At 67.2% G+C, this 19,718-nt stretch carries 12 protein-coding genes; 10 read left to right on the top strand and 2 right to left on the bottom strand.

What is annotated here, in order from left to right; translation table 11 throughout:
• The first annotated feature begins 172 nt into the window (after positions 1-172).
• The gene (recJ, locus tag BKE09_RS00795; protein ID WP_075674570.1) at positions 173-1,930 is read left to right on the top strand and encodes a single-stranded-DNA-specific exonuclease RecJ; all 1,758 of its coding nucleotides are present in this window, start codon (positions 173-175) and stop codon (positions 1,928-1,930) included.
• An 82-nt stretch (positions 1,931-2,012) separates the two neighbouring features.
• Here the strand turns inward: recJ and BKE09_RS00790 are convergent, their stop codons facing one another.
• Positions 2,013-3,062, bottom strand: coding sequence for a DUF1176 domain-containing protein (locus BKE09_RS00790; protein ID WP_075674569.1), 1,050 nt, complete (start codon positions 3,060-3,062; stop codon positions 2,013-2,015).
• 130 nt (positions 3,063-3,192) lie between these two features.
• Between BKE09_RS00790 and BKE09_RS00785 the strand changes: the two genes are divergently transcribed.
• Entirely contained in the window at positions 3,193-6,105 is a 2,913-nt protein-coding gene (locus BKE09_RS00785) for a VIT domain-containing protein (RefSeq protein WP_075674568.1), read from the top strand.
• A gap of 70 nt (positions 6,106-6,175) precedes the next feature.
• On the opposite strand, the gene BKE09_RS00780 is transcribed toward BKE09_RS00785, so the two are convergent.
• Positions 6,176-7,381: an acyltransferase family protein gene (locus tag BKE09_RS00780; RefSeq protein ID WP_075674567.1), complete on the bottom strand. Its 1,206-nt coding sequence runs from the start codon at positions 7,379-7,381 to the stop codon at positions 6,176-6,178.
• Positions 7,382-7,555: 174 nt separating this feature from the next.
• Here BKE09_RS00780 and BKE09_RS00775 point away from each other — a divergent pair, with 174 nt between their 5' ends.
• The 8 genes from BKE09_RS00775 (at position 7,556) to BKE09_RS00730 (ending at position 19,657) form a co-directional block, all read left to right on the top strand.
• Positions 7,556-8,416, top strand: coding sequence for a LytTR family DNA-binding domain-containing protein (locus BKE09_RS00775; protein ID WP_075674566.1), 861 nt, complete (start codon positions 7,556-7,558; stop codon positions 8,414-8,416).
• A gap of 70 nt (positions 8,417-8,486) precedes the next feature.
• Positions 8,487-9,612 (top strand): peptide chain release factor 2 gene (prfB, locus tag BKE09_RS00765; RefSeq protein WP_014037064.1). Its coding sequence is split into 2 segments (ribosomal slippage): positions 8,487-8,561 and positions 8,563-9,612, totalling 1,125 coding nucleotides; the frame shifts between segments, so codons are not numbered across the junction.
• A gap of 225 nt (positions 9,613-9,837) precedes the next feature.
• A complete protein-coding gene (locus BKE09_RS00760) occupies positions 9,838-10,620 on the top strand; it encodes a helix-turn-helix transcriptional regulator (RefSeq protein WP_075674565.1) in 783 nt (260 codons plus the stop codon).
• A 732-nt stretch (positions 10,621-11,352) separates the two neighbouring features.
• Entirely contained in the window at positions 11,353-12,738 is a 1,386-nt protein-coding gene (locus tag BKE09_RS00750) for an NAD-dependent succinate-semialdehyde dehydrogenase (protein ID WP_075674563.1), read from the top strand.
• Positions 12,739-12,801: 63 nt separating this feature from the next.
• A complete protein-coding gene (locus BKE09_RS00745; protein ID WP_075674562.1) occupies positions 12,802-14,442 on the top strand; it encodes an acetolactate synthase large subunit in 1,641 nt (546 codons plus the stop codon).
• 181 nt (positions 14,443-14,623) lie between these two features.
• Entirely contained in the window at positions 14,624-16,135 is a 1,512-nt protein-coding gene (gene lysS / locus BKE09_RS00740; RefSeq protein WP_075674561.1) for a lysine--tRNA ligase, read from the top strand.
• Between the two features lie 205 nt (positions 16,136-16,340).
• A complete protein-coding gene (locus BKE09_RS00735) occupies positions 16,341-17,486 on the top strand; it encodes a two-component system response regulator (protein WP_014037069.1) in 1,146 nt (381 codons plus the stop codon).
• Positions 17,483-19,657 (top strand): response regulator, encoded by a 2,175-nt coding sequence (locus tag BKE09_RS00730; RefSeq protein ID WP_075674560.1) that lies wholly within the window; start codon positions 17,483-17,485, stop codon positions 19,655-19,657. The genes BKE09_RS00735 and BKE09_RS00730 overlap by 4 nt, the downstream gene beginning before the upstream one ends.
• The last annotated feature ends 61 nt before the right edge of the window (positions 19,658-19,718 follow it).

Raw genomic sequence — 19,718 nt, 5'->3', positions numbered from 1 at the left:
GGGCCTCGGCCGAGCGGGGGCGGATCCGTTTTCCATCGGAGAACGGCTCTGACCTCGATGTTTGCCGGGGTTGCCGGCCAGCGGCCGGCACTACCGCAGGTGCCGGCCGCAATCCCGACAGCCTCTCCCGCGCGCGGTATCATCCCTCTGTCTTTCGTAACCGGCGATGCCGATGTCCCTTGCCGCCGATGCTGTGCAGCCGTCCCCTGATACGCCGACGATCCGCCGCCGCGATGCGGTCGCGCCCGGCAGCTGGCCGGAGGGCACGCTGCCGCTGCTGGCGCGTCTCTATGCCAGCCGGGGTGCGGGCACGCCGGAGCTGGCGCAGCCGAAACTGGGCAATCTGCACGCTCCCGAGCTGCTGACTGGCATCGACGATGCGGCGGGCCTGCTGGTCGAGGCCATCGCCAACGACAAGCGCATCCTGGTGGTTGGCGATTTCGATTGCGATGGTGCCACCGCCTGCGCGGTCGGCGTGCGCGGCCTGCGCATGCTCGGGGCGCAGCATGTCTTCCACGCGGTGCCGAACCGCATGGTGCACGGCTACGGCCTGTCGCCGTCGCTGGTGGAAGAGCTGACCGCGTTGAAGCCGGACCTGCTGGTCACGGTCGACCACGGTATTGCCTGCCATGCCGGCGTGACTGCGGCCAAGGCGCGTGGCTGGCAGGTGCTGGTCACCGATCATCATCTTCCCGGTCCGCAATTGCCGCCGGCCGATGTCATCGTCGATCCCAATCTGGACGGCGATGCTTTCCCCAGCAAGTCGCTGGCCGGCGTCGGCGTGATCTTCTACGTGCTGATGGCGCTGCGCCGGCAGATGCGCGAAGCCGGCGTCTTTGCCGACGGCAAGGGTCCGGACCTGACCGCGCTGCTGGACCTGGTGGCGGTCGGTACCGTTGCCGACCTGGTGGCGCTGGACCCGAACAACCGTGCGCTGGTCAGCGCAGGCCTGCGCCGTCTGCGCGCAGGGCAGGGCTGTGTCGGCCTGCGTGCGCTGATCGAAGCCAGCGGCCGTGACGCCGCGCGACTGACCGCCACCGATATCGGCTTCGCACTCGGTCCACGCCTGAACGCGGCGGGCCGGCTGGAAGACATGGCGCTGGGCATTGCCCTGCTGCTGACCGAAGACCCGCGCCAGGCGCGCGAGATCGCGCAGACGCTGGAGCAGATCAATTCGGAACGGCGCGCCGTGCAGCAATCGATGACCGACGACGCCGAGCAGGCGTTGACCCGCGTGGTACTGGACATGGCCGGCCAGCGCCCGGTGGCGGCCTGCCTGTTCGATGCCGACTGGCACCCGGGTGTGGTCGGCCTGGTCGCGTCGAAAATGAAGGATCGCCTGCATCGCCCGGTGATCGCCTTCGCCCCGGCTGAACCGGGTGCCGACACGTTGCGTGGCTCGGCGCGCTCGATTCCCGGCCTGCACATCCGTGACGCCCTGGCACTGGTCGACGCGCGCCATCCGGGGCTGATCGAACGCTTCGGTGGCCACGCCATGGCGGCCGGCCTCAGCCTGCGCCTCGATCACGTCGATGACTTCAGGGCCGCCTTCGTTGCCGTGGTGCTGGAAATGCTCGACCCGGCGGCACTGCAGCAGCAGGTCCTCAGCGACGGCGAACTGGCCGCCGACGAGCTCGACCATCGCCACGCCGATGCGTTGCGTTTGGCCGGGCCGTGGGGCCAGGGTTTCCCCGAGCCGCTGTTCGACGGCCACTTCGAAGTGGCCAACTGGCGTGTGTTGAAAGAGCGCCACCTGAAGCTGGAGCTGCGCCTGCCCGGCGTACCCGGCACGATCAACGCGATCCACTTCGGCGGCTGGCACGGCAACGCGCCCGGTCGCCACGTGCATCTCGCCTACCGGCTCGCCTGCGACGACTATCGCGGCGGCAGCGCCATCCAGCTGATCGTCGAGCACAGCCTCCCCGCATGAAGAAAGGGGACGGAGGGGATTAAGTCGCAAATGGCAAACAAGGCACAAACGACTTAATCCCCTCCGTCCCCTTTTTCGGGGATCAGCGGATCTCGGTTACCAGCGTCGGCAATTCCCAGGTGCCACCGGGCACGCCTCGGCACAGGCCGGCCGCTACCTCCGACGTCGCGACGAAGCGCGTGCCGTCCCACGTCCAGGTGTTCTGCGTGATGCAGTCACCCAGGCCGCGGCCCTTCTGCGCGGCAATGATCTGGCCGTCGGCGTAATCGATCGCATCGCTGGTTACCCATTGCGCCTGGTACGGCGCCTGCGGGCGGGCGGCCCAGTAGCCATCGCCGGTGTTGTAGGCCGCGCGCCAGCACTGCACATTGACCAGCACATGCTGTGCGTCCAGGCGTTGGATCTGGAGCGGGGAGTTGCTGAGCGGAACGTCGGCGTCGGTCTCCAGCAGCCCTTCGCAGCTGTCGTCCTTCAGCGTGGCACGCAGCGCCGCACGCAGGGCCGGTGAGGCGGCCAATTGCGCAAACGCCGGGTCGTCCGGGTGCGAGTCCACGGTAGCGGCCTTGCGCACCACCGGCACCGGCAGTGCGGCAGGGACGCTGGATTCAGGCGTGCTGCCCTTGCGCATCACGGCGCCGGGTGTGCCGAGGCGGCCCTGGTACTCGTCGATCTTCAGCAGCACCGCTGCCGCCCCCTTGTCCGACAACTGCCAGCGATGGCCGGCGCCATCGGTCACGCTGACTCCACCGTCGCGCACCAGCGCGGACAGCAGTGCGCTGGTCTGCGCGGCATTCAGGCTGTGCGTGCCTTCGCCCTTTGCAGGTGCCAGAACGCCCAGATCCTGCTGCTGGATGCGCAGATGCAGTGCGCCCCTGGGCTGGGGCTGGCCTTCTTCCGGCTGCAGCGACAGGCGCCCCTGGATGGCCTGGCCCGGGCCGCCCTTGCGGGTGAGCAGCACACTCAGGGTGCTGCCATCATCGGGGGCATAACCAGCGGCGCGGCAGGTCAGGGTGTTGTCGCAGGCTACGATCCAGTCGTGGTGCTGGAAATACAGGCTCTTGGCCGGGGTAGCGGCACTGGCGCTCAATGGGCAGGCCAGGGCCAGCAGGGCGGCGGGGAGGAGGGATCGCATCGGCATCCTTGCACGGGGGGAAAGTGGGGCATGGTGCCTGCTGGTGGGGGCGATGAAAAGCTGCGCGGTGTTCAACCCCATTCCGGCTGCTCGTGCGTTCAAAGGTCCACGATCCCACTGGAGCCCTGTCATGGTCTTCGCCCGTTGCTGCAGCGTGTTGATGCTTGCCCTCGCAATCTGGCCCGCCGGCGCCCAGTCGCCACGCATTGCCCGGCCGCAAGCCGCCACCCCGTTGCTGATCGCACCCGCCGCCGAACAGCGGGTGCAGTTGCAGCGGGCCCGCATCGAAGGCGAGGTCCAGGCCGGCATCGCCCAGACCCGGATCACCCTCGAATTCCACAACCCGAACCGGCGCGTGCTGGAGGGCGAGCTGCAGTTCCCGCTGGCCGATGGCCAGCAGATCACGGGCTTCGCGCTGGACATCAACGGTGAACTGCGTGACGCCGTGCCGGTGCCCAAGGACCGCGGCCGCCAGGTGTTCGAGGAGATCGCTCGCCGCGGCGTCGACCCGGGCCTGCTGGAACAGACCGCCGGCAACCAGTTCCGGCTGCGCATCTACCCGCTGCCGGCCGGTGGCAGTCGGCGCGTGCAGCTGGTGATTCGTGAGCCGTTGGCCTTCGCCGGCCAAGGCTGGCAGTGGACGCTTCCGCTGCAGTTTGCCGCCGGTGCGGCTTCGGTTGAATTGAAGCTGCAGGCGCCGGGCGCGTCCACCGCGGGCATGGCGCCGTTCCGCATCACTGCGGGCCAGCTGCACTGGCAGGGCAAGGGCGCGCAGCTGCCGACGCAGCTGCAGTGGCGCCTGCCCGCAGCACGTCAGGCGCAGGTCCAGGTGGCGCCCTGGCAGGATGGGCACTACCTGCTGGCGCAGCTGCCGGTGGCGGCCAGCAGCACGCCCCGCACGTTGCCCAGCGAGATCGGCCTGCTGTGGGATGGCTCTGGTTCGGCGGGGCAGCGCGATCGCACGCGCGAGTTCGCGCTGCTGGATCGCTACTTCGCTGCGATGGGTGACGGCACCGTGGCCTTGACCGTGCTGCGTGATCGCGCCGAACCGGTGCGCCGATTCCGCATCCGCGCCGGTAACTGGAGTGAGCTGCGCGCAGCACTGCAGGCGGTGCGCCCGGACGGTGCCAGCGCGCTGGCGCAGTGGCAGCCGCAGTCAGGCGTGAAGGAGTACCTGCTGGTCAGCGATGGCCTGCTGACCTATGGGTCGGAACAGCTGCCGGCGATGGCACCGGATCAACGCCTGTTTGCGGTCAGCAGCGCCGGTGCGCGCACCGATGCCGTGCGACTGCGTGGCTGGAGTGAAGCGCATGGCGGCCGCTTCGTCGCGCTGGGCAAGGATATCGATTCGGCCGCGCGCGAGCTGCTGTCGTCGCCGTTGGATGTGCAGGTCGATGCGGGGCGCGGCGTGCAGGACGTGGTGATCGATCGTCGCAGTGAAGCCCAAGGCTGGCTGTGGCTGCATGCACGACTGGCGGCCGACGGTGTGCCGATGCGGGTACGCGTGGCTGGCGGCGAATGGCAGGCGTTGCCCTCCACGCAGAAGAGCGACGACGGAGAACTGCTGGCCGGTTTGTGGGCACAGGCGCGCCTGCAGCAGCTGGCCGCCGACCGCCGTGGCAACCGCGAGGCGATGCAGCGCCTGTCGCAGCAGTTCGGCCTGGTCGGGCCGGATACCTCGCTGATCGTGCTGGAGACGTTGGAGGACTACCTGCGCTATGCGATCCGTCCGTCCGGCACGCTGCGCGCCGAGTACGACGCCAGGTTTGCAGTGCAGGTCAGTGATCGCGCCGCTGCTGATCGCCAGCGCCTGGATGAAGTGGCCGCACGCTGGAAGGAGCGCCAGCAGTGGTGGACCCGCAGCTGGCCGAAGGGTGCGCCGCCGCAGGCCAAGGAAATGGCGCTGGAAGTTGCATCCGCAGACTCCGCAGCCGAATCCGCACCCGTGGCGATGCTGGCAGCCCCTGCGCCCGCTCCGCCGTCTGCGCCGTCACCGATGGCGGCGGCGTCCGAGCAGCGCATGGACGCCAGCAGCGCACGCGCGCGCCGCTCAGCACCGGCATCGAACAAGGCGCTGGATGCGATCGCGGTCACCGGTGGGTTCGCCGACGCATCTGCTGCCGCCAACGACGGCCAGCTTGGCATCCAGCTGGCGGCCTGGCAGCCGGACTCGGCCATCGCCCGGCGCCTGCGCCTGGGCCCGTCGTCGCAACTGTATGACCGCTACCTGGCCGAGCGCGATGCCCACGCCGACAGCAGTGCGTTCTTCCTCGACGTGGCCGACCTGCTGCTGGAGCAGGGGCAGCGCGACCTGGCACTGCGTGTGCTGTCGAACCTGGCCGAGATGGACCTGGACAACCGCCACCTGCTGCGCGTGCTCGGCTACCGGCTGATGCAGGCCGATGCACCGGCAATGGCGGTGCCGGTATTCGAGCAGGTGCTGGCGATGGGCCAGGAAGAGCCGCAGAGCTTCCGCGACCTGGGCCTGGCACTGGCAGCGGCGGGCAAGCCGCAGCAGGCACTGGCGCCGCTGTACCAGGTGGTGGTGCGGCCGTGGGACAGTCGTTTCGATGGTATCGCCCTGATCGCATTGGATGAGCTGACCAACCTGGTGGCGCGCAGTACGCCGCGCCTGGACACCCGCAGCATCGACCCGCGCCTGCTGCAGGCGATGCCGCTGGACCTGCGCGTGGTGTTGTCGTGGGATGCCGACAACAGCGACATGGACCTGTGGGTGACCGACCCGAACGGCGAGCGCGCCTACTACGGCAACCGCCAGACCTACCAGGGCGGGCGGATGTCGCAGGACTTCACCGGCGGCTATGGTCCCGAGCAGTTCTCGCTGCGCAATGCCAAGCCGGGCAAGTACAAGGTGGAGGCGAACTATTTCGGCAGCCGCCAGCAGCTGGTGACCGGTGCGACGACCTTGATGCTGCGCCTGACCACCCATTGGGGCACGGCCAAGCAGAAGGACCAGATGGTGACGATGCGGCTGAAGGATCGCGCCGAAACCGTGCTGGTGGGCGAGTTCGAGGTGAAATGACCGGGCGGACGCCGGTGCAGGGTCGAGCTTGCTCGACTGCGTTGATGTAGAGCCGAGCCCATGCTCGGCTCTACAACTGTGCTGTCGCGGCGCGTGCGATCGGCGCCGCAGGTGGATTGGCACGCAGGCCGAACAGGGGCCGCAGCCAGCGCACGCGACGGATCAGCAGCTCGTGGATCAGCAGGCAGCCGGCGACGGTGCCGCCGAGCAGCAGGGCCGGCTCGGCCCACGTCCCCAGTTGCAGCGGCTTGAGCCAGAACAGCAGCACGATGATCAAGCTCTGGTGCAGCATGTACCAGGGATAGATCGCCTCGGTGCAGTACGGCAGCCAGCCGAACGGGCGGTCGAGGAAGACCTTGCCCCAGCCCAGGATGGTCAGCAGCGCGGTCCACACGTACAGCGACTGGCTGGTCCGGACCTGCAGGTCCCAGAACGGGTCGGGCCATTGCCGCAACGAGGAGTCAGCCGGCAGGACCTGGCCGAGGATGCGCAACCCCAGATACCAGCCGACCGCGGCCAACGCCAGCCACAGCGTGGTGCGGCGCAGAGCAACCACCCGTTCCCAGAACAGTGGCTCGCGACCCAGCAGGTAGCCGGCCAGGAATACCGTGGCGTACTTCGCGTGCTGGTACCAGTCGCCGAGCAGGGCATTGGTGGACGGATAGATCGGTTCCAGCCAGACCACCCAGGCCAGCAGCAGGGCGAACGGAATGCCGATCAGCAGCGTGGGTGAGGCTGCAACGCGTGCCATCGCGCTGCGCACCCCTGTTGTTCCCAGCAATGGCATCAGCAGGGCCAGCGCCAGGGTGTAGTTCCACAGATAGGCCAGGTACCACAGGTGGTTCCAGGTGATGCCGTACTGCCAGCCGGCGAAGCTGCCTTCCGGCCACGGCCGCACCTGCCAGTAGCGCAGCAGGAAGTGGCCGAATCCGGGCGCCACATGGCCATTGGCCACGCCTTCGCAGTACGGCTGGATGGGTACGATCACGAACATGCCGAACAGCAGGGGCAACAGCAGCTTCCAGGTACGCAGGCCGGCGAAGCGCAGCAACCTGCCTTCGGGTCGCATCAGTGCGATGGCGATGCCCGAGATCAGGAACAGCAGTGACATCCGCCAGCGATTGACGAACACCATCGGCCACTGCAGCCATTCGGCCGTGTGCACGCTCTTGAGGTGGAAGCCCCAATCGTCCACATAGGCCATGGCGGTGTGGTAGAGGATCAGCAGGGCGAAGGCGAACACGCGCAGGGCGTCGATGTCGTGGCGTCGGGTCATGGGATGGTGTGCCGGAGAGTCGAGCCAAGGTGACGCCGCCCGGTCCGTGCAGCGACCGCCAAGGGGCCGCCGGAACCCGCGCAGTGACCAATGGCGGGGGTGATGGGACCAATGGAGCCGCTACCCTCGGTCCCTTGAGGCAGGCTGGAGCACCGCAACGACATGGATGCAGCAATGACCCAGGGCCGACCACCGCGCTGGCGCACGTCAGCCCGCCTGCTGGTATGGGCGGCCATCCTGTCCGCTTCAGCGGTGACCAATGCGCTGGTCGAAGTGATGGATGCCGGACGCCGCGGCGCCGATCTCGGCCTGTGGGAACCGATGATCTGGGAGTTCAGCAGCCTCGGCCTGATCCTGTTGACCCTGCCGCTGCTCTGGTGGGGCTGCGAGCGCTGGCCGCTGCATGCCGATACCTGGAAGCAGCGGTTGCCGCTGTATCTGCTGGCCAGCGTCGGCTGGTCGCTGCTGCACGTGGTGGGGATGATGCTGCTGCGGCACCTGGCCTATGGAGCGCTTGGCTATCGGTACCAGGACGATGCCGGCTGGCTGGAGCGTTTTGCGTACGAATACCTGAAGGATGTACGCACGTTTGCGATGTTCGTGGCACTGGAGCACTTTGCCAGCTGGTTCGGCCGGCGCCGGCAGGGTGAGGCGAGCCTGCTGGCCGAGCCCGACGTCGGCCCGCCGGTGGAGCCGGTCGAGCGCCCCCAGCACTTCCTGGTGCGCAAGCTGGGCAAGGAGTTCCTGGTCGCCACTGCGGACGTGGAGTACGCCCAGGCCGCGGGGAACTACGTGAACCTGCGGGTACGCGGCCACGACTACCCGCTGCGGATCACCATGGCGGTACTGGAGCAGCGGCTGGACCCGGGGGTGTTCCTGCGCCCGCACCGCAGCTGGCTGATCCATCGGGGCCAGTTGCGCTCGATCGAGCCGCTGGACGGCGGCGAGGCCCTGCTGCACATGGCCGACGGGGCCAAAGTTCCCTGCAGCCGGCGCCAGCTGCCGCTGCTGCGGCAGGCGCTGGGGGCAGGGTGAAGCCCTCATTCCGGGCACCCGCGGCCTGCGGTATCATTACCAGTCATCTTTTGAATGCATAACCGCCGACATGATCGAACTGAATCCTGTCCGCCAGCGCATCACCGATCTGACCGATCGCGTGCTGTCGCTTCGGGGGTATCTTTGACTACGACGCCAAGAAAGAGCGTCTTGAAGAAGTAACGCGGGAGCTGGAAAGCCCCGACGTCTGGAACAATGCCGAATACGCCCAGAACCTGGGCCGCGAGCGTTCCAGCCTGGAAAAGACCGTGGGCGGCATCGCCTCGGTGCTCGATGGCCTGAACGACGCCACCGAACTGCTGGAGCTGGCCGAGTCCGAGCAGGACGAGGACACCGCCCTGGCGGTGGTCGCCGACCTCGACAAGCACCAGGCCCACGTGGAGAAGCTGGAGTTCCAGCGCATGTTCTCCGGCGAGATGGACAATGCGGCCGCGTTCGTCGACATCCAGGCCGGTGCCGGCGGCACCGAAGCCCAGGACTGGGCCGAGATCCTGCTGCGCATGTACCTGCGCTGGTGCGAATCGCGCGGTTGGAAGACCGAGCTGATGGAAGTGTCCGGTGGCGACGTCGCCGGCATCAAGTCGGCCACGCTGCGCGTGGAAGGCGACTATGCCTATGGCTGGCTGAAGACCGAGACCGGCGTGCACCGCCTGGTGCGCAAGTCGCCGTTCGACTCGGACAACCGCCGCCACACCAGCTTCACCTCGGTGTTCGTGTCGCCGGAAATCGATGACAACATCGACATCACCATCAACCCGGCCGACCTGCGTACCGACGTGTACCGTTCGTCCGGTGCCGGTGGCCAGCACGTCAACAAGACCGAGTCGGCGGTGCGTATCACCCACATCCCGACCAACATCGTCGTGGCCTGCCAGACCGGCCGCAGCCAGCACCAGAACCGCGACAACGCGATGAAGATGCTGGCCGCCAAGCTGTACGAGCTGGAGATCCAGAAGCGCAACGCCGAAAAGGACGCGGTGGAAGCCACCAAGTCCGACATCGGCTGGGGCAGCCAGATCCGCAATTACGTGCTGGACCAGAGCCGTATCAAGGACCTGCGCACCGGCATCGAACGTTCGGACACGCAGAAGGTGCTCGACGGCGACCTGGACGAGTTCGTCGAGGCCAGCCTGAAGGCCGGCCTGGCCGTGGGCTCCAAGCGCGTCGATGCCTGATCGACGCGCCTGCGCGGATAGCATCGCCCTCGTGCGTAACGCCGAGGGTGGTTGAACCGGTTTTTGTAGAGCCGAAGGCAGCGGCAGGAGCCGCTGCCAACGTCGCTCGCGACGGCCCGCAGGGTGCCGGTCAGGACGACCGGGCATAGCCATGCTCGGCTGCTGTTCGCGCGGTGGCAGATGCGTCGAGCATGGCTCGACGCTACAACGGATACGGCGGTGGCGATGATGCGCAGCGAAAGTGAACGCAAGGAACTCGGCGGCTTCCTCAAGGCCTGCCGCGCCCGTGTCGACCCCGCCACGCTCGGCCTCCCGGCCGGGCGCCGGCGCACCCCGGGCCTGAAGCGCGAGGAAGTCGCGCTGGCGATCGGCGTCAGCGTCAGCTGGTACACCTGGATCGAGCAGGGTCGCGAAGTGCGCGCCTCGCCCGAGGTGCTGGAGCGGCTGGCACAGGTGCTGCGCATGAGCGACGACGAACGCGCCTACGCGTTCGCGTTGTCCGGCTACGGTGTGCCACTGGAATCACCGGACGAGAGCGTGACCGACGGCCTGCGCCAGCTGGTGGACGCGATGCAGCCGATCCCGGCCTACGTGCGCAACACCCGCTTCGACATCCTGGCCTGGAACCCGGCCATTGCCGATCTGTTCGTGGACTACAGCCAGCTGGCGCCGCATGAGCGCAACACGCTGCGGCTGATGTTCCTGTACCCGCCGTACCGCACGCTGATCCTCAACTGGGAAGAAATGACCCGCGGCCTGCTGGCGGGCTTCCGTGCGGCGATGGCGCAGGCGCCGGACAAGGCCCCGTTCCTGGCACTGGTCGAGGACATCGCGACGCACAGCGAGGAGTTCCGCCAGTGGTGGCCGGAGCACGACGTGCGTCGGTTCGATGAAGGTGCGAAGAAGCTGAACCATCCCACGCGCGGGTTGCTGGACCTGCAGTACGTGGCGCTGGTGCCGGAGAGCCGGCACGACCTTTCCCTGGTGACCTACCTGCCGCGTAGGTAGGGGGTTGTTCGGCAGGGCTTGCAGCCCTGCACCTGCGGTAGTGCCGGCCGCTGGCCGGCAACGGCAACTCCAAATGCTGGCTTCCTGCGGGATGGCGGGGCGGTGTGGGTTGGCAGGACACGCCGTAAACCCCCAGACCGGCCCAGTCGCTGGCGGCTGTGCGTTCGGGCGCTTGCGAAGCAGTGCTTCGCAAACAAACCGCCCTCACCCATGGGGGCTCGATGGCGCCATCCATGGCGCCAACGGTCCTGCCAACCCACACCGCCCCGCCTCTGACAGATTTCGCGCGGTTGTTGGTAGGTGTCGACCTTGGTCGACACATCTGTCCGATATCGAAAGAAATTCCGGGGTCAGATCCGTTTTCCTATGGAAAACGGATCTGACCCCAAGAGCATTTCCGACAGATCGCGGAAAACTGTCGAAGGCGGGGTGGGTCCGGTTGCGGGAGTGTCCGCGGCATGGATGCCGCGGCCAAGCCCCCATGGATGGGTTTACGGCGTCTCCCGCAACCGGACCCACCCCGCCATCCCACGGATAGCCGGCTGTTGCTGTTGCTTCGGCTGTTGCCGTTGCCTCTGCGGGTGCAGGGCGCAGCCCTGCCAAGAGCCCCCATTCAGGCAGGTAAGTGCAGGTCACAGGATAAGCAGACGCCTTGTTGTGCCCGCCCATCGGGTCCACATTCCTGTGCAGGAGACGGGCCGCCGCCCGTTGTCGAGACACCAGGAGACCTGCATGTCCGCTGCCCCCACCACCGCCATTTCCCGCGATCCGGCCACCGGCCTGCAGATCGCCAGCCATCCCTTCGCCACCGATGCCGAGCTGGATGCAATCCTCGATCGCGGCCAGGCTGGCTTCGCTGCCTGGAGTGCCAGCAGCCTCGAACAACGAGCGCAGGTATTGCGGGCGATGGCGGGCGTACTGCGCCGTGACCGCGAGAAGCTGGCTGCACTGGCCACCGCCGAGATGGGCAAGGTGCAGGCCGAATCGCTGGCCGAGATCGAGAAGTGCGCCGTGCTGTGCGACTGGTACGCCGACCACGGCGCGCAGTTCCTGCGCGACGAACCGACCCAGGTGCCCGACGACAAGGCTTACGTGTCCTACCTGCCGCTGGGCGTGGTGCTGGGCATCATGCCGTGGAACTTCCCGTACTGGCAGGTGATGCGCGCGGCGGTACCGATCCTGATGGGCGGCAACGGCTTCCTGCTGAAGCCGGCCGAGAACATCGTCGGTACCGCGCAGCTGCTTGATACCGCCTGGCGCGACGCAGGCCTGCCGGAAGGCACCTTCATCGCCGCCAACATCAGCCGCGAGGGCACCAGTCGCGCGATCGCCGATGACCGCATCGCCGCCGTCACCCTGACCGGCAGCGTGGCCGCCGGCCGCAGCATTGCCGCCCAGGCCGGGCAGGCGCTGAAGAAGGTGGTGCTGGAACTGGGCGGCTCGGATCCGTTCATCGTGCTGGCCGACGCCGACCTTGATGCGGCCGTCGATGCGGCGGTGGCCTCGCGCTTCCAGAACACCGGGCAGGTCTGCATCGCGGGCAAGCGCATCATCGTTGAAGACGCGGTGTACGACCGCTTCGTGGCACAGTTCTGCCAGAAGGTGCAGGCGCTGACCATCGGCGATGGTCGTGAAGCGGACAACCGTATCGGCCCGATGGCGCGCCAGGACCTGCTGGAACAGCTCGACGCGCAGGTACGCGCTTCGGTGGAGGCCGGTGCGCAGCTGCTGGTCGGTGGCCACCAGTTGGATCGCCCGGGTGCGTTCTATGCACCCACCGTGCTGGCCGGCGTGGAGCCGGGCATGCAGGCCTTCGATACCGAGACCTTCGGGCCGGTGGCCTCGATCAGCCGGGCCCGCGACGCCGACCATGCGGTGGAGCTGGCCAACCAGAGCGAATTCGGCCTCAGCGGCAACCTGTGGACCGGCGACCGCGCGCGGGCCATGCAGCTGGCGCGCCGGTTGCAGACCGGCGGCGTGTTCGTCAACGGCTTCTCCGCCTCGGACCCACGCGTGCCGATCGGCGGCGTGAAGAAGAGCGGCTTCGGTCGCGAGCTCTCGCACTTCGGCATCCGTGAATTCGTCAACGCGCAGACCGTGTGGTTCGACAAGCGTTGACGCGCGGCTCTCATCCTTCCTGCAACGATCCACCATCAGTCCAGCGAAAAGGACGGCATTCCAATGTCCAAGGGTTCAGACCTGCTCGTCGCCGCGCTTGAGAACGAAGGCGTCGAGCGCATTTTCGGTATTCCCGGCGAAGAAAACCTCGACGTGGTCGAGTCGCTGCGCCATTCCAGCATCGAGCTGGTCATCACCCGCCACGAGCAGGCAGCGGTGTTCATGGCGGCCACCTATGGCCGCCTGACCGGCAAGCCGGGCGTGTGCCTGGCCACGCTCGGCCCGGGTGCGCTCAACTTCACCACCGGCGCGGCGTATGCGCTGCTGGGTGCGTGGCCGGTGATCATGATCACTGGCCAGAAGGGCATCGTCGCCAGCAAGCAGGCGCGTTTCCAGATCGTCGACATCGTCGGCACGATGAAGCCGTTGACCAAGCAGGCGCGGCAGATCGTCTCGGCGCGTACGATTCCGACCATCGTCCGCGAGGCGTTCCGTGTCGCCCAGGAAGAGCGCCCGGGCCCGGTGCTGCTGGAGCTGCCCGAGGACATCGCCGCCGATGAGGTCGAGGGCGTGGCGCTGATTCCGCCGCACGCGGTGGACCGTCCCATTGCCAGCCCGGAGGCGCTGGATCGGGCGGCTGAGATCATCCGCAATGCCAAGCGGCCGTTGCTGATGATCGCGTCGGCGGCCTCGCGGCCGCAGTCCAGCGACGCGCTGTCCGCGTTCGTGCTGCGCGCCGGCATCCCGTTCTTCACCACGCAGATGGGCAAGGGTGCGGTGGCTGGTGGTTCGGGCCTGTACATGGGCACCGCGGCGCTGACCGAGCGCGACTACGTGCACATGGCGATCGACCAGGCCGACGTGATCGTGACCATCGGCCACGAGGTCACCGAGAAGCCGCCGTTCGTGATGCGCCCGGGTGGGCCGACCGTGATCCATATCGGCTACTCGCAGGCGGCGGTGGAGCAGGTGTATTTCCCGCAGGTGGAGGTGATCGGCGATATCGGTCGTTCGCTGACCCAGCTGGCCGACCGCATCGAGGGTGCGGTGCCGAACGCCGCTGCGCTGCTGCCGCTGCGCGCGACCATCCTCGAGCACCTGGCCGACCGTGCCGAAGAGGCGGGATTCACCCCGCAGCGGCTGGTGCACGACGTGCGCCAGGTGATGCCGCCGGATGGCATCGTGGCGCTGGACAACGGCATGTACAAGATCTGGTTCGCGCGCAACTACCGCACCCAGGTGGCCAACACGCTGCTGCTGGACAATGCGCTGGCGACGATGGGCGCGGGCCTGCCGTCGGCGATCATGGCCTCGATCCTGTATCCGCAGCGGCGGGTGCTGGCGGTGTGCGGAGACGGTGGTTTCATGATGAACAGCCAAGAGCTGGAGACGGCCCGCCGGCTGGGCCTGAACCTGGTGGTGCTGATCCTCAACGACGGTGCCTACGGCATGATCCGCTGGAAGCAGGCGGTGGATGGTTTCACCGACTACGGCATGACCTTCAGCAACCCCGATTTCGTTAAGTACGCCGAGGCCTATGGCTGCAAGGGCCACGAGGTGACGGCCATCGAGCAGTTCATCCCGACCCTGGAAGCGGCCTTCAACGAGGGCGGGGTGCATCTGGTGTCGGTGCCGATTGATTACTCGGAGAACCAGCGGGTGCTGGTGGACGAGTTGCGGCAGGCGTTCCCTGGAAACAGGTAGCTATCCAGGGTCCAGGCAGGGTCCCGGATGGGGTCAGATCCCTTTTGCCTCGCAAAAGGGATCTGACCCCAGGCTGCTACCGGGCGGCGGGTCGGGGCCGGGGCAGGGCGGTTTTGGTATGCTGGGCAACCGGCTGTGCCGGGCGCAGCATCCCCCCTCACTACACGATTCCCGCAGATCCATGAGCGAAGCTACCGATACCCCCCCCGTCGACGAAAACAAGTTGATCGCCGAGCGCCGTGAGAAACTCAAAGCGCTGCGTGGGCAGGGCATCGCGTACCCGAACGACTTCCGTCGTGAGGACTTCGCCGGCCGCCTGCAGGAAGAATTCGCCGATGCCGAACAGTGGACCGCCGAGGCCCTGGAAGGCAACGGCCGCCAGGTGAAGATGGCGGGCCGCCTGATGGCCAAGCGCATCATGGGCAAGGCCAGCTTCGCGCAGATCCAGGACGAGTCCGGCCGCATCCAGCTGTTCCTGCAGGGCGCGGTGCTGGGCGATGCCTACACTGCCTTCAAGGGCTGGGACGTGGGCGACATCATCGCCGTCGAAGGCGGCCTGACCCGTACCAAGACCGGCGAGCTGTCGGTCAAGGCTGAATCGATCCGCCTGCTGACCAAGTCGCTGCGCCCGCTGCCGGACAAGTGGCACGGCCTGGCCGACGTCGAGCAGCGTTACCGCCAGCGTTACGTCGACCTGATCGTGACCCCGGAGTCGCGCGCGGTGTTCATCAAGCGCTCGAAGATCATCCGCGCCATGCGCGCGTGGCTCGACAACCGCGACTTCCTGGAAGTCGAGACGCCGATGATGCATTACATCCCCGGCGGCGCGGCGGCCAAGCCGTTCACCACCCACCACAATGCGCTGGACCTGGACCTGTACCTGCGCGTGGCGCCGGAGCTGTACCTCAAGCGCCTGACCGTGGGTGGCCTGGAGCGCGTCTACGAGATCAACCGCAACTTCCGCAATGAGGGCGTCAGCACCCGTCACAACCCGGAATTCACCATGATGGAGCTGTACGAGGCCTATGCCACGTACAACGAGATCATGGACCTTACCGAAGGCGTGATCCGTGACGTGGCCACGACCGTCAACGGTGGCACCGAGGTGGAGTGGGATGGCGCGAAGATCGACCTGGGCCCGGCGTTCCGCCGCTGGCGCATGGACGAGGCGGTCCGCCACCACAACCCGGAAATCTCGGCCGCCGACTGCACCGACCGCGAGGCCCTGCTGCGCCATTGCGAGCGCCTGAAGATCCGCGTCAAGCCGTCCTACGGCTGGGGCAAGCTGCTGCTGGAGATCTTCGAAGCAACCGTCGAGCACACCCTGATCCAGCCGACCTTCATCACCGACCACCCGGTGGAAGTCTCGCCGCTGGCCCGTGCCAACGACAACGATCCGGGCTACACCGACCGTTTCGAGCTGTTCGTCAATGGCAAGGAGCTGGCCAATGGCTTCTCCGAGCTGAACGATCCGGAAGACCAGGCCCAGCGCTTCCAGGCCCAGGTGGCCGCGAAGGAGGGGGGGGACGACGAGGCCATGCATTACGACGCCGACTACATCCGTGCGCTGGAGTACGGCATGGCCCCGACCGGCGGCCTGGGCATCGGCGTCGATCGCCTGGTGATGCTGCTGACCGGCAGCAGCTCGATCCGTGACGTGCTGCTGTTCCCTTACATGCGTCCGGAGCAGTAAGTCGTCTTTTTGACTCCTGATTGTGCGCGCCGTCCCGAAACGAGACGGCGCGATTGACGCCTCCCGCACTCGGCGTATCGTTATTGCACTACCTTGACGCCTGTTGTGGCTTGATCTGCGCCAAGGGGAGTGCACAGTGTGGAGAGCCCGCTTCACAATGTGATGACGATCATGAACCGGGACGCATGACACGGGAGTCAGGCCGATGCAGGGTGCGAGCGTTCGCAGCGGCAGAGTATCCTCGCCTGCTGATGATCCAGCATGGTCGAAAAACCAGGCAGAGTACGCGTTGAACATCGTCATTGTTGACGACCAGACTTCCGCCCGGACGATGCTGCGTCACGTCATCGAGGACATCGCGCCGGAACTGAGCGTGTATGACTTCGGCGATCCGCTGACCGCATTGGCGTGGTGCGAAGCGCATCCGGTCGACCTGCTGCTGCTCGATTACCGCATGCCGGAGATGGACGGGCTGGAATTCGCCCGTCGTTTCCGTCGCCTGCCGAAGCACCGCGACATTCCGGTCATCCTGATCACCGTGGTCGGCGACGAGCCGATCCGGCAGGCCGCGCTGGAAGCGGGTGTCATCGACTTCCTGGTCAAGCCGATCCGCCCGCGCGAACTGCGTGCGCGCTGCTACAACCTGTTGCAGCTGAGGCAGCAGACCGAGAACGTGAAGCAGCGGGCGTTGTCGCTGGAACAGCGGCTGCTGGCCAGCATGCATGAAGTCGAAGAGCGGGAGCGCGAAACGCTGTCGCGGCTGGCGCGTGCGATCGAGTTCCGTGATGCCGGTACCAGCGCCTACCTGGAACGCATGGCGCGCGTGGCCGGCCTGATCGCCGACCAGCTCGGGCTGCCCGAAGAGGAAGTGCGCCTGATCGAGATGGCCGCGCCGCTGCACGACATGGGCAAGATCGCCATCCCCGATGCGGTGCTGCTCAAGCAGGGCAAGCTCAACGAGGAGGAGCTGGCGATCATGCGCCGGCACCCGCGTATTGGCCATGAACTGCTGAGTGGTAGCCAGAATCGCTTCATCCAGGTTGGCGCGTTGATCGCACTGCGTCATCATGAGCGCTACGACGGCAGTGGCTATCCCGATGGGCTGGTCGGCGATGCGATTCCGCTGGAAGCGCGCATCGTGGCCGTCGCCGATGTCTTCGACGCCCTGATATCACCCCGTCCGTACAAGGAAGCATGGACCATGGAAGCCACCCTGGCTTATCTCTACGCCCAGCGTGGCCGCCTGTTCGACCCCCGATGCGTGGACGCGCTGCTGCGCGGCCGCGAGCAGCTGGACCAGATCTGCGCCGAGCATTCGATGGCGTCCGCGCGCCCGGGGCTGGGCGCGTGAAACGGCTGTTGTCGCAGCTGCGGCTGCGCCTGTCCCAGCGCCAGGACAGTGAGCACGGCCAGCAGATCGTCCGCATTGTCCTGATCAGCCTGATCCTGGCCTACGTGCTGTTGCCGGCGCCACGCCACGATCTGCCGCACACGCAGTACGTGGGCGTGCTGGCGATCGTGCTGACCGGCCTGAGCCTGTCGCTGCTGCTGTTCGGTTGGCTGCTGTGGCGGCCCGCGCGTTCCGATCCACGCCGCGTGCTGGGCATGCTGGCCGACTACGGCCTGATCGCTGCCGGCATGGTGCAGATGGGCGAGCCGCTGTCCTGGGTCTACATCGTGGTGATGTGGGTGACGGTCGGCAACGGCATGCGCTTTGGCAACCACTATCTGTACGTGGCGGTGGCCATGGCGATGGTGAGCTTCGGTTGCACCGTGCTGCTGACCCCGTACTGGCAGCAGAATTTCCGCCTGGCCATCGGCCTCTGGCTCGGCCTGGCCGCGGTGCCGCTGTACTTCTCGACGCTGCTGCGGCAGTTGACCGAAGCGATGGCCGAGGCGCGCCGCGCCAGCGAGGCCAAGAGTCGTTTCCTGGCCAACATGAGCCACGAGTTCCGAACGCCGTTGAACGGTCTCAACGGCATGACCGAAGTGCTGGCGACCACGCGCCTGGACGACGAGCAGCGCGAGTGCCTCAACACCATCCAGGCATCATCGCGCAGCCTGCTGGCGCTGGTGGAGGAAGTGCTGGACATCTCGGCCATCGAAGCCGGCAAGCTGCGCGTGGTGGCCGAAGACTTCGCCGTGACCGATGTGATCCAGGCGATCGGGCTGATCCTGCTGCCGCAGGCCAAGGCCAAGCGACTGGACTACCGGGTGAAGGTCGCCGACGGTGTGCCGCCACGGGTGCGCGGCGATGTCGGGCATCTGCGGCAGATCCTGTTGAACCTGGCCGGCAATGCAGTCAAGTTCACCGACCACGGCCGGGTCGAGATCCGTGTCGGCGTCGTCCATGCGGATACCAATGGCGCAGTGCGGTTGCGCTTCGACATCCTCGATACCGGCATCGGCGTGGCGCCGGCCATGCGCGCGCGGCTGTTCGATGCCTTCGAGCAGGCTGACGTCAGCATGGCGCGCCGCCATGAGGGCACCGGCCTGGGCACGACCATCGCCAAGGGCCTGGTCGAAGCCATGGACGGTGACATCGGCTATCTGGAAAACCCGCCGCGCGGCAGCCACTTCTGGGTAGAGCTGCCGTTCGCGCCGCCGCAGCCGCTGGTGCCGGGTGCGGTGCCGAGCCTGACCGGCGACGAAGACGTCGGGCCGGGCGGTAACGTGATCGCCTTTGCCGATCCGTTCCTGCGCCATCGCGCCCGCGTGCGCAGCATGCAGATCCTGGTGGCCGACGACCATGAGGCCAACCGCATGGTCCTGCAGCGCCTGCTGCAGAAGGCCGGACACCGCGTGCTGTGCGTGGACGGCGGTGAGGCGGTGCTGGATGCGCTGGCCGACAGCGAGTTCGACGCGGTCATCGTCGATCTGCACATGCCAGGCATGAGCGGGCTGGACATGCTCAAGGAGCTGCGGGTCATGCAGGCCGGCGGCGGTCCGCGCACACCGGTGCTGGTGCTCAGCGCCGATGTCACGCCCGAGGCGATCCAGCGCTGTACCCAGGCCGGTGCGCATGCCTTCCTGGCCAAGCCCGTGGTGGCGGTACGCCTGCTCGATACCCTGGCCGAGATCGCCAACAACGCCCAGTTGAAGACCATGGCCGCGCCGGTGGTACGGCCGGCGGCGCTGCAGGACGGGGTGCTCGACAGCAGTGTGCTGGACGAACTGGCCTCGCTGGGCATGGGCGAGGGCTTCGAGCGCGAGTTCATCCGCCAGTGCCTGGAGGATGTGGCGAGCTGCATGGGCAAGGCCGAGCAGGCCGGCGAGGCTGCGCACTGGGATGTGTTCCGCGAACAGGCCCACGCGATCAAGGGCGTGGCCAGCAACCTTGGCCTGATGCGCGCGTCCAACCGTGCCGGCGAGCTGATGCGGATGGCCGACTGGCAGCTCAAGACCGAATGGCGTCCGCGCCTGGACATCCTGCAGGACGCGATCAAGGAAGGCCGGCGTGCGCTGGAGGCACGGGCCGAACGCCGCCTGCGCGGTGCTGCTGATGATGGTGAAGCGCGCTGATCGATGGTGGGGCCCCAAAAAAAGCCCGGTGGCCAACCGGGCTTGAACCCATCCTGGGGGA

This window comes from Stenotrophomonas sp. TD3 (assembly GCF_001939825.1).
In the GTDB taxonomy this organism is placed as follows: domain Bacteria; phylum Pseudomonadota; class Gammaproteobacteria; order Xanthomonadales; family Xanthomonadaceae; genus Stenotrophomonas.
Note: the sequence above shows the minus strand (reverse complement) of the source record. Positions and strands in the feature narration are given on the sequence as shown.

Excerpts from the sequence above, each read along its gene's own strand:
- recJ (WP_075674570.1), top strand. The coding sequence starts at position 173 with ATGTCCCTTGCCGCCGATGCTGTGCAGCCGTCCCCTGATACGCCGACG.
- BKE09_RS00790 (WP_075674569.1), bottom strand. The coding sequence starts at position 3,062 with ATGCGATCCCTCCTCCCCGCCGCCCTGCTGGCCCTGGCCTGCCCATTG.
- BKE09_RS00785 (WP_075674568.1), top strand. The coding sequence starts at position 3,193 with ATGGTCTTCGCCCGTTGCTGCAGCGTGTTGATGCTTGCCCTCGCAATC.
- BKE09_RS00780 (WP_075674567.1), bottom strand. The coding sequence starts at position 7,381 with ATGACCCGACGCCACGACATCGACGCCCTGCGCGTGTTCGCCTTCGCC.
- BKE09_RS00775 (WP_075674566.1), top strand. The coding sequence starts at position 7,556 with ATGACCCAGGGCCGACCACCGCGCTGGCGCACGTCAGCCCGCCTGCTG.
- BKE09_RS00760 (WP_075674565.1), top strand. The coding sequence starts at position 9,838 with ATGATGCGCAGCGAAAGTGAACGCAAGGAACTCGGCGGCTTCCTCAAG.
- BKE09_RS00750 (WP_075674563.1), top strand. The coding sequence starts at position 11,353 with ATGTCCGCTGCCCCCACCACCGCCATTTCCCGCGATCCGGCCACCGGC.
- BKE09_RS00745 (WP_075674562.1), top strand. The coding sequence starts at position 12,802 with ATGTCCAAGGGTTCAGACCTGCTCGTCGCCGCGCTTGAGAACGAAGGC.
- lysS (WP_075674561.1), top strand. The coding sequence starts at position 14,624 with ATGAGCGAAGCTACCGATACCCCCCCCGTCGACGAAAACAAGTTGATC.
- BKE09_RS00735 (WP_014037069.1), top strand. The coding sequence starts at position 16,341 with ATGCAGGGTGCGAGCGTTCGCAGCGGCAGAGTATCCTCGCCTGCTGAT.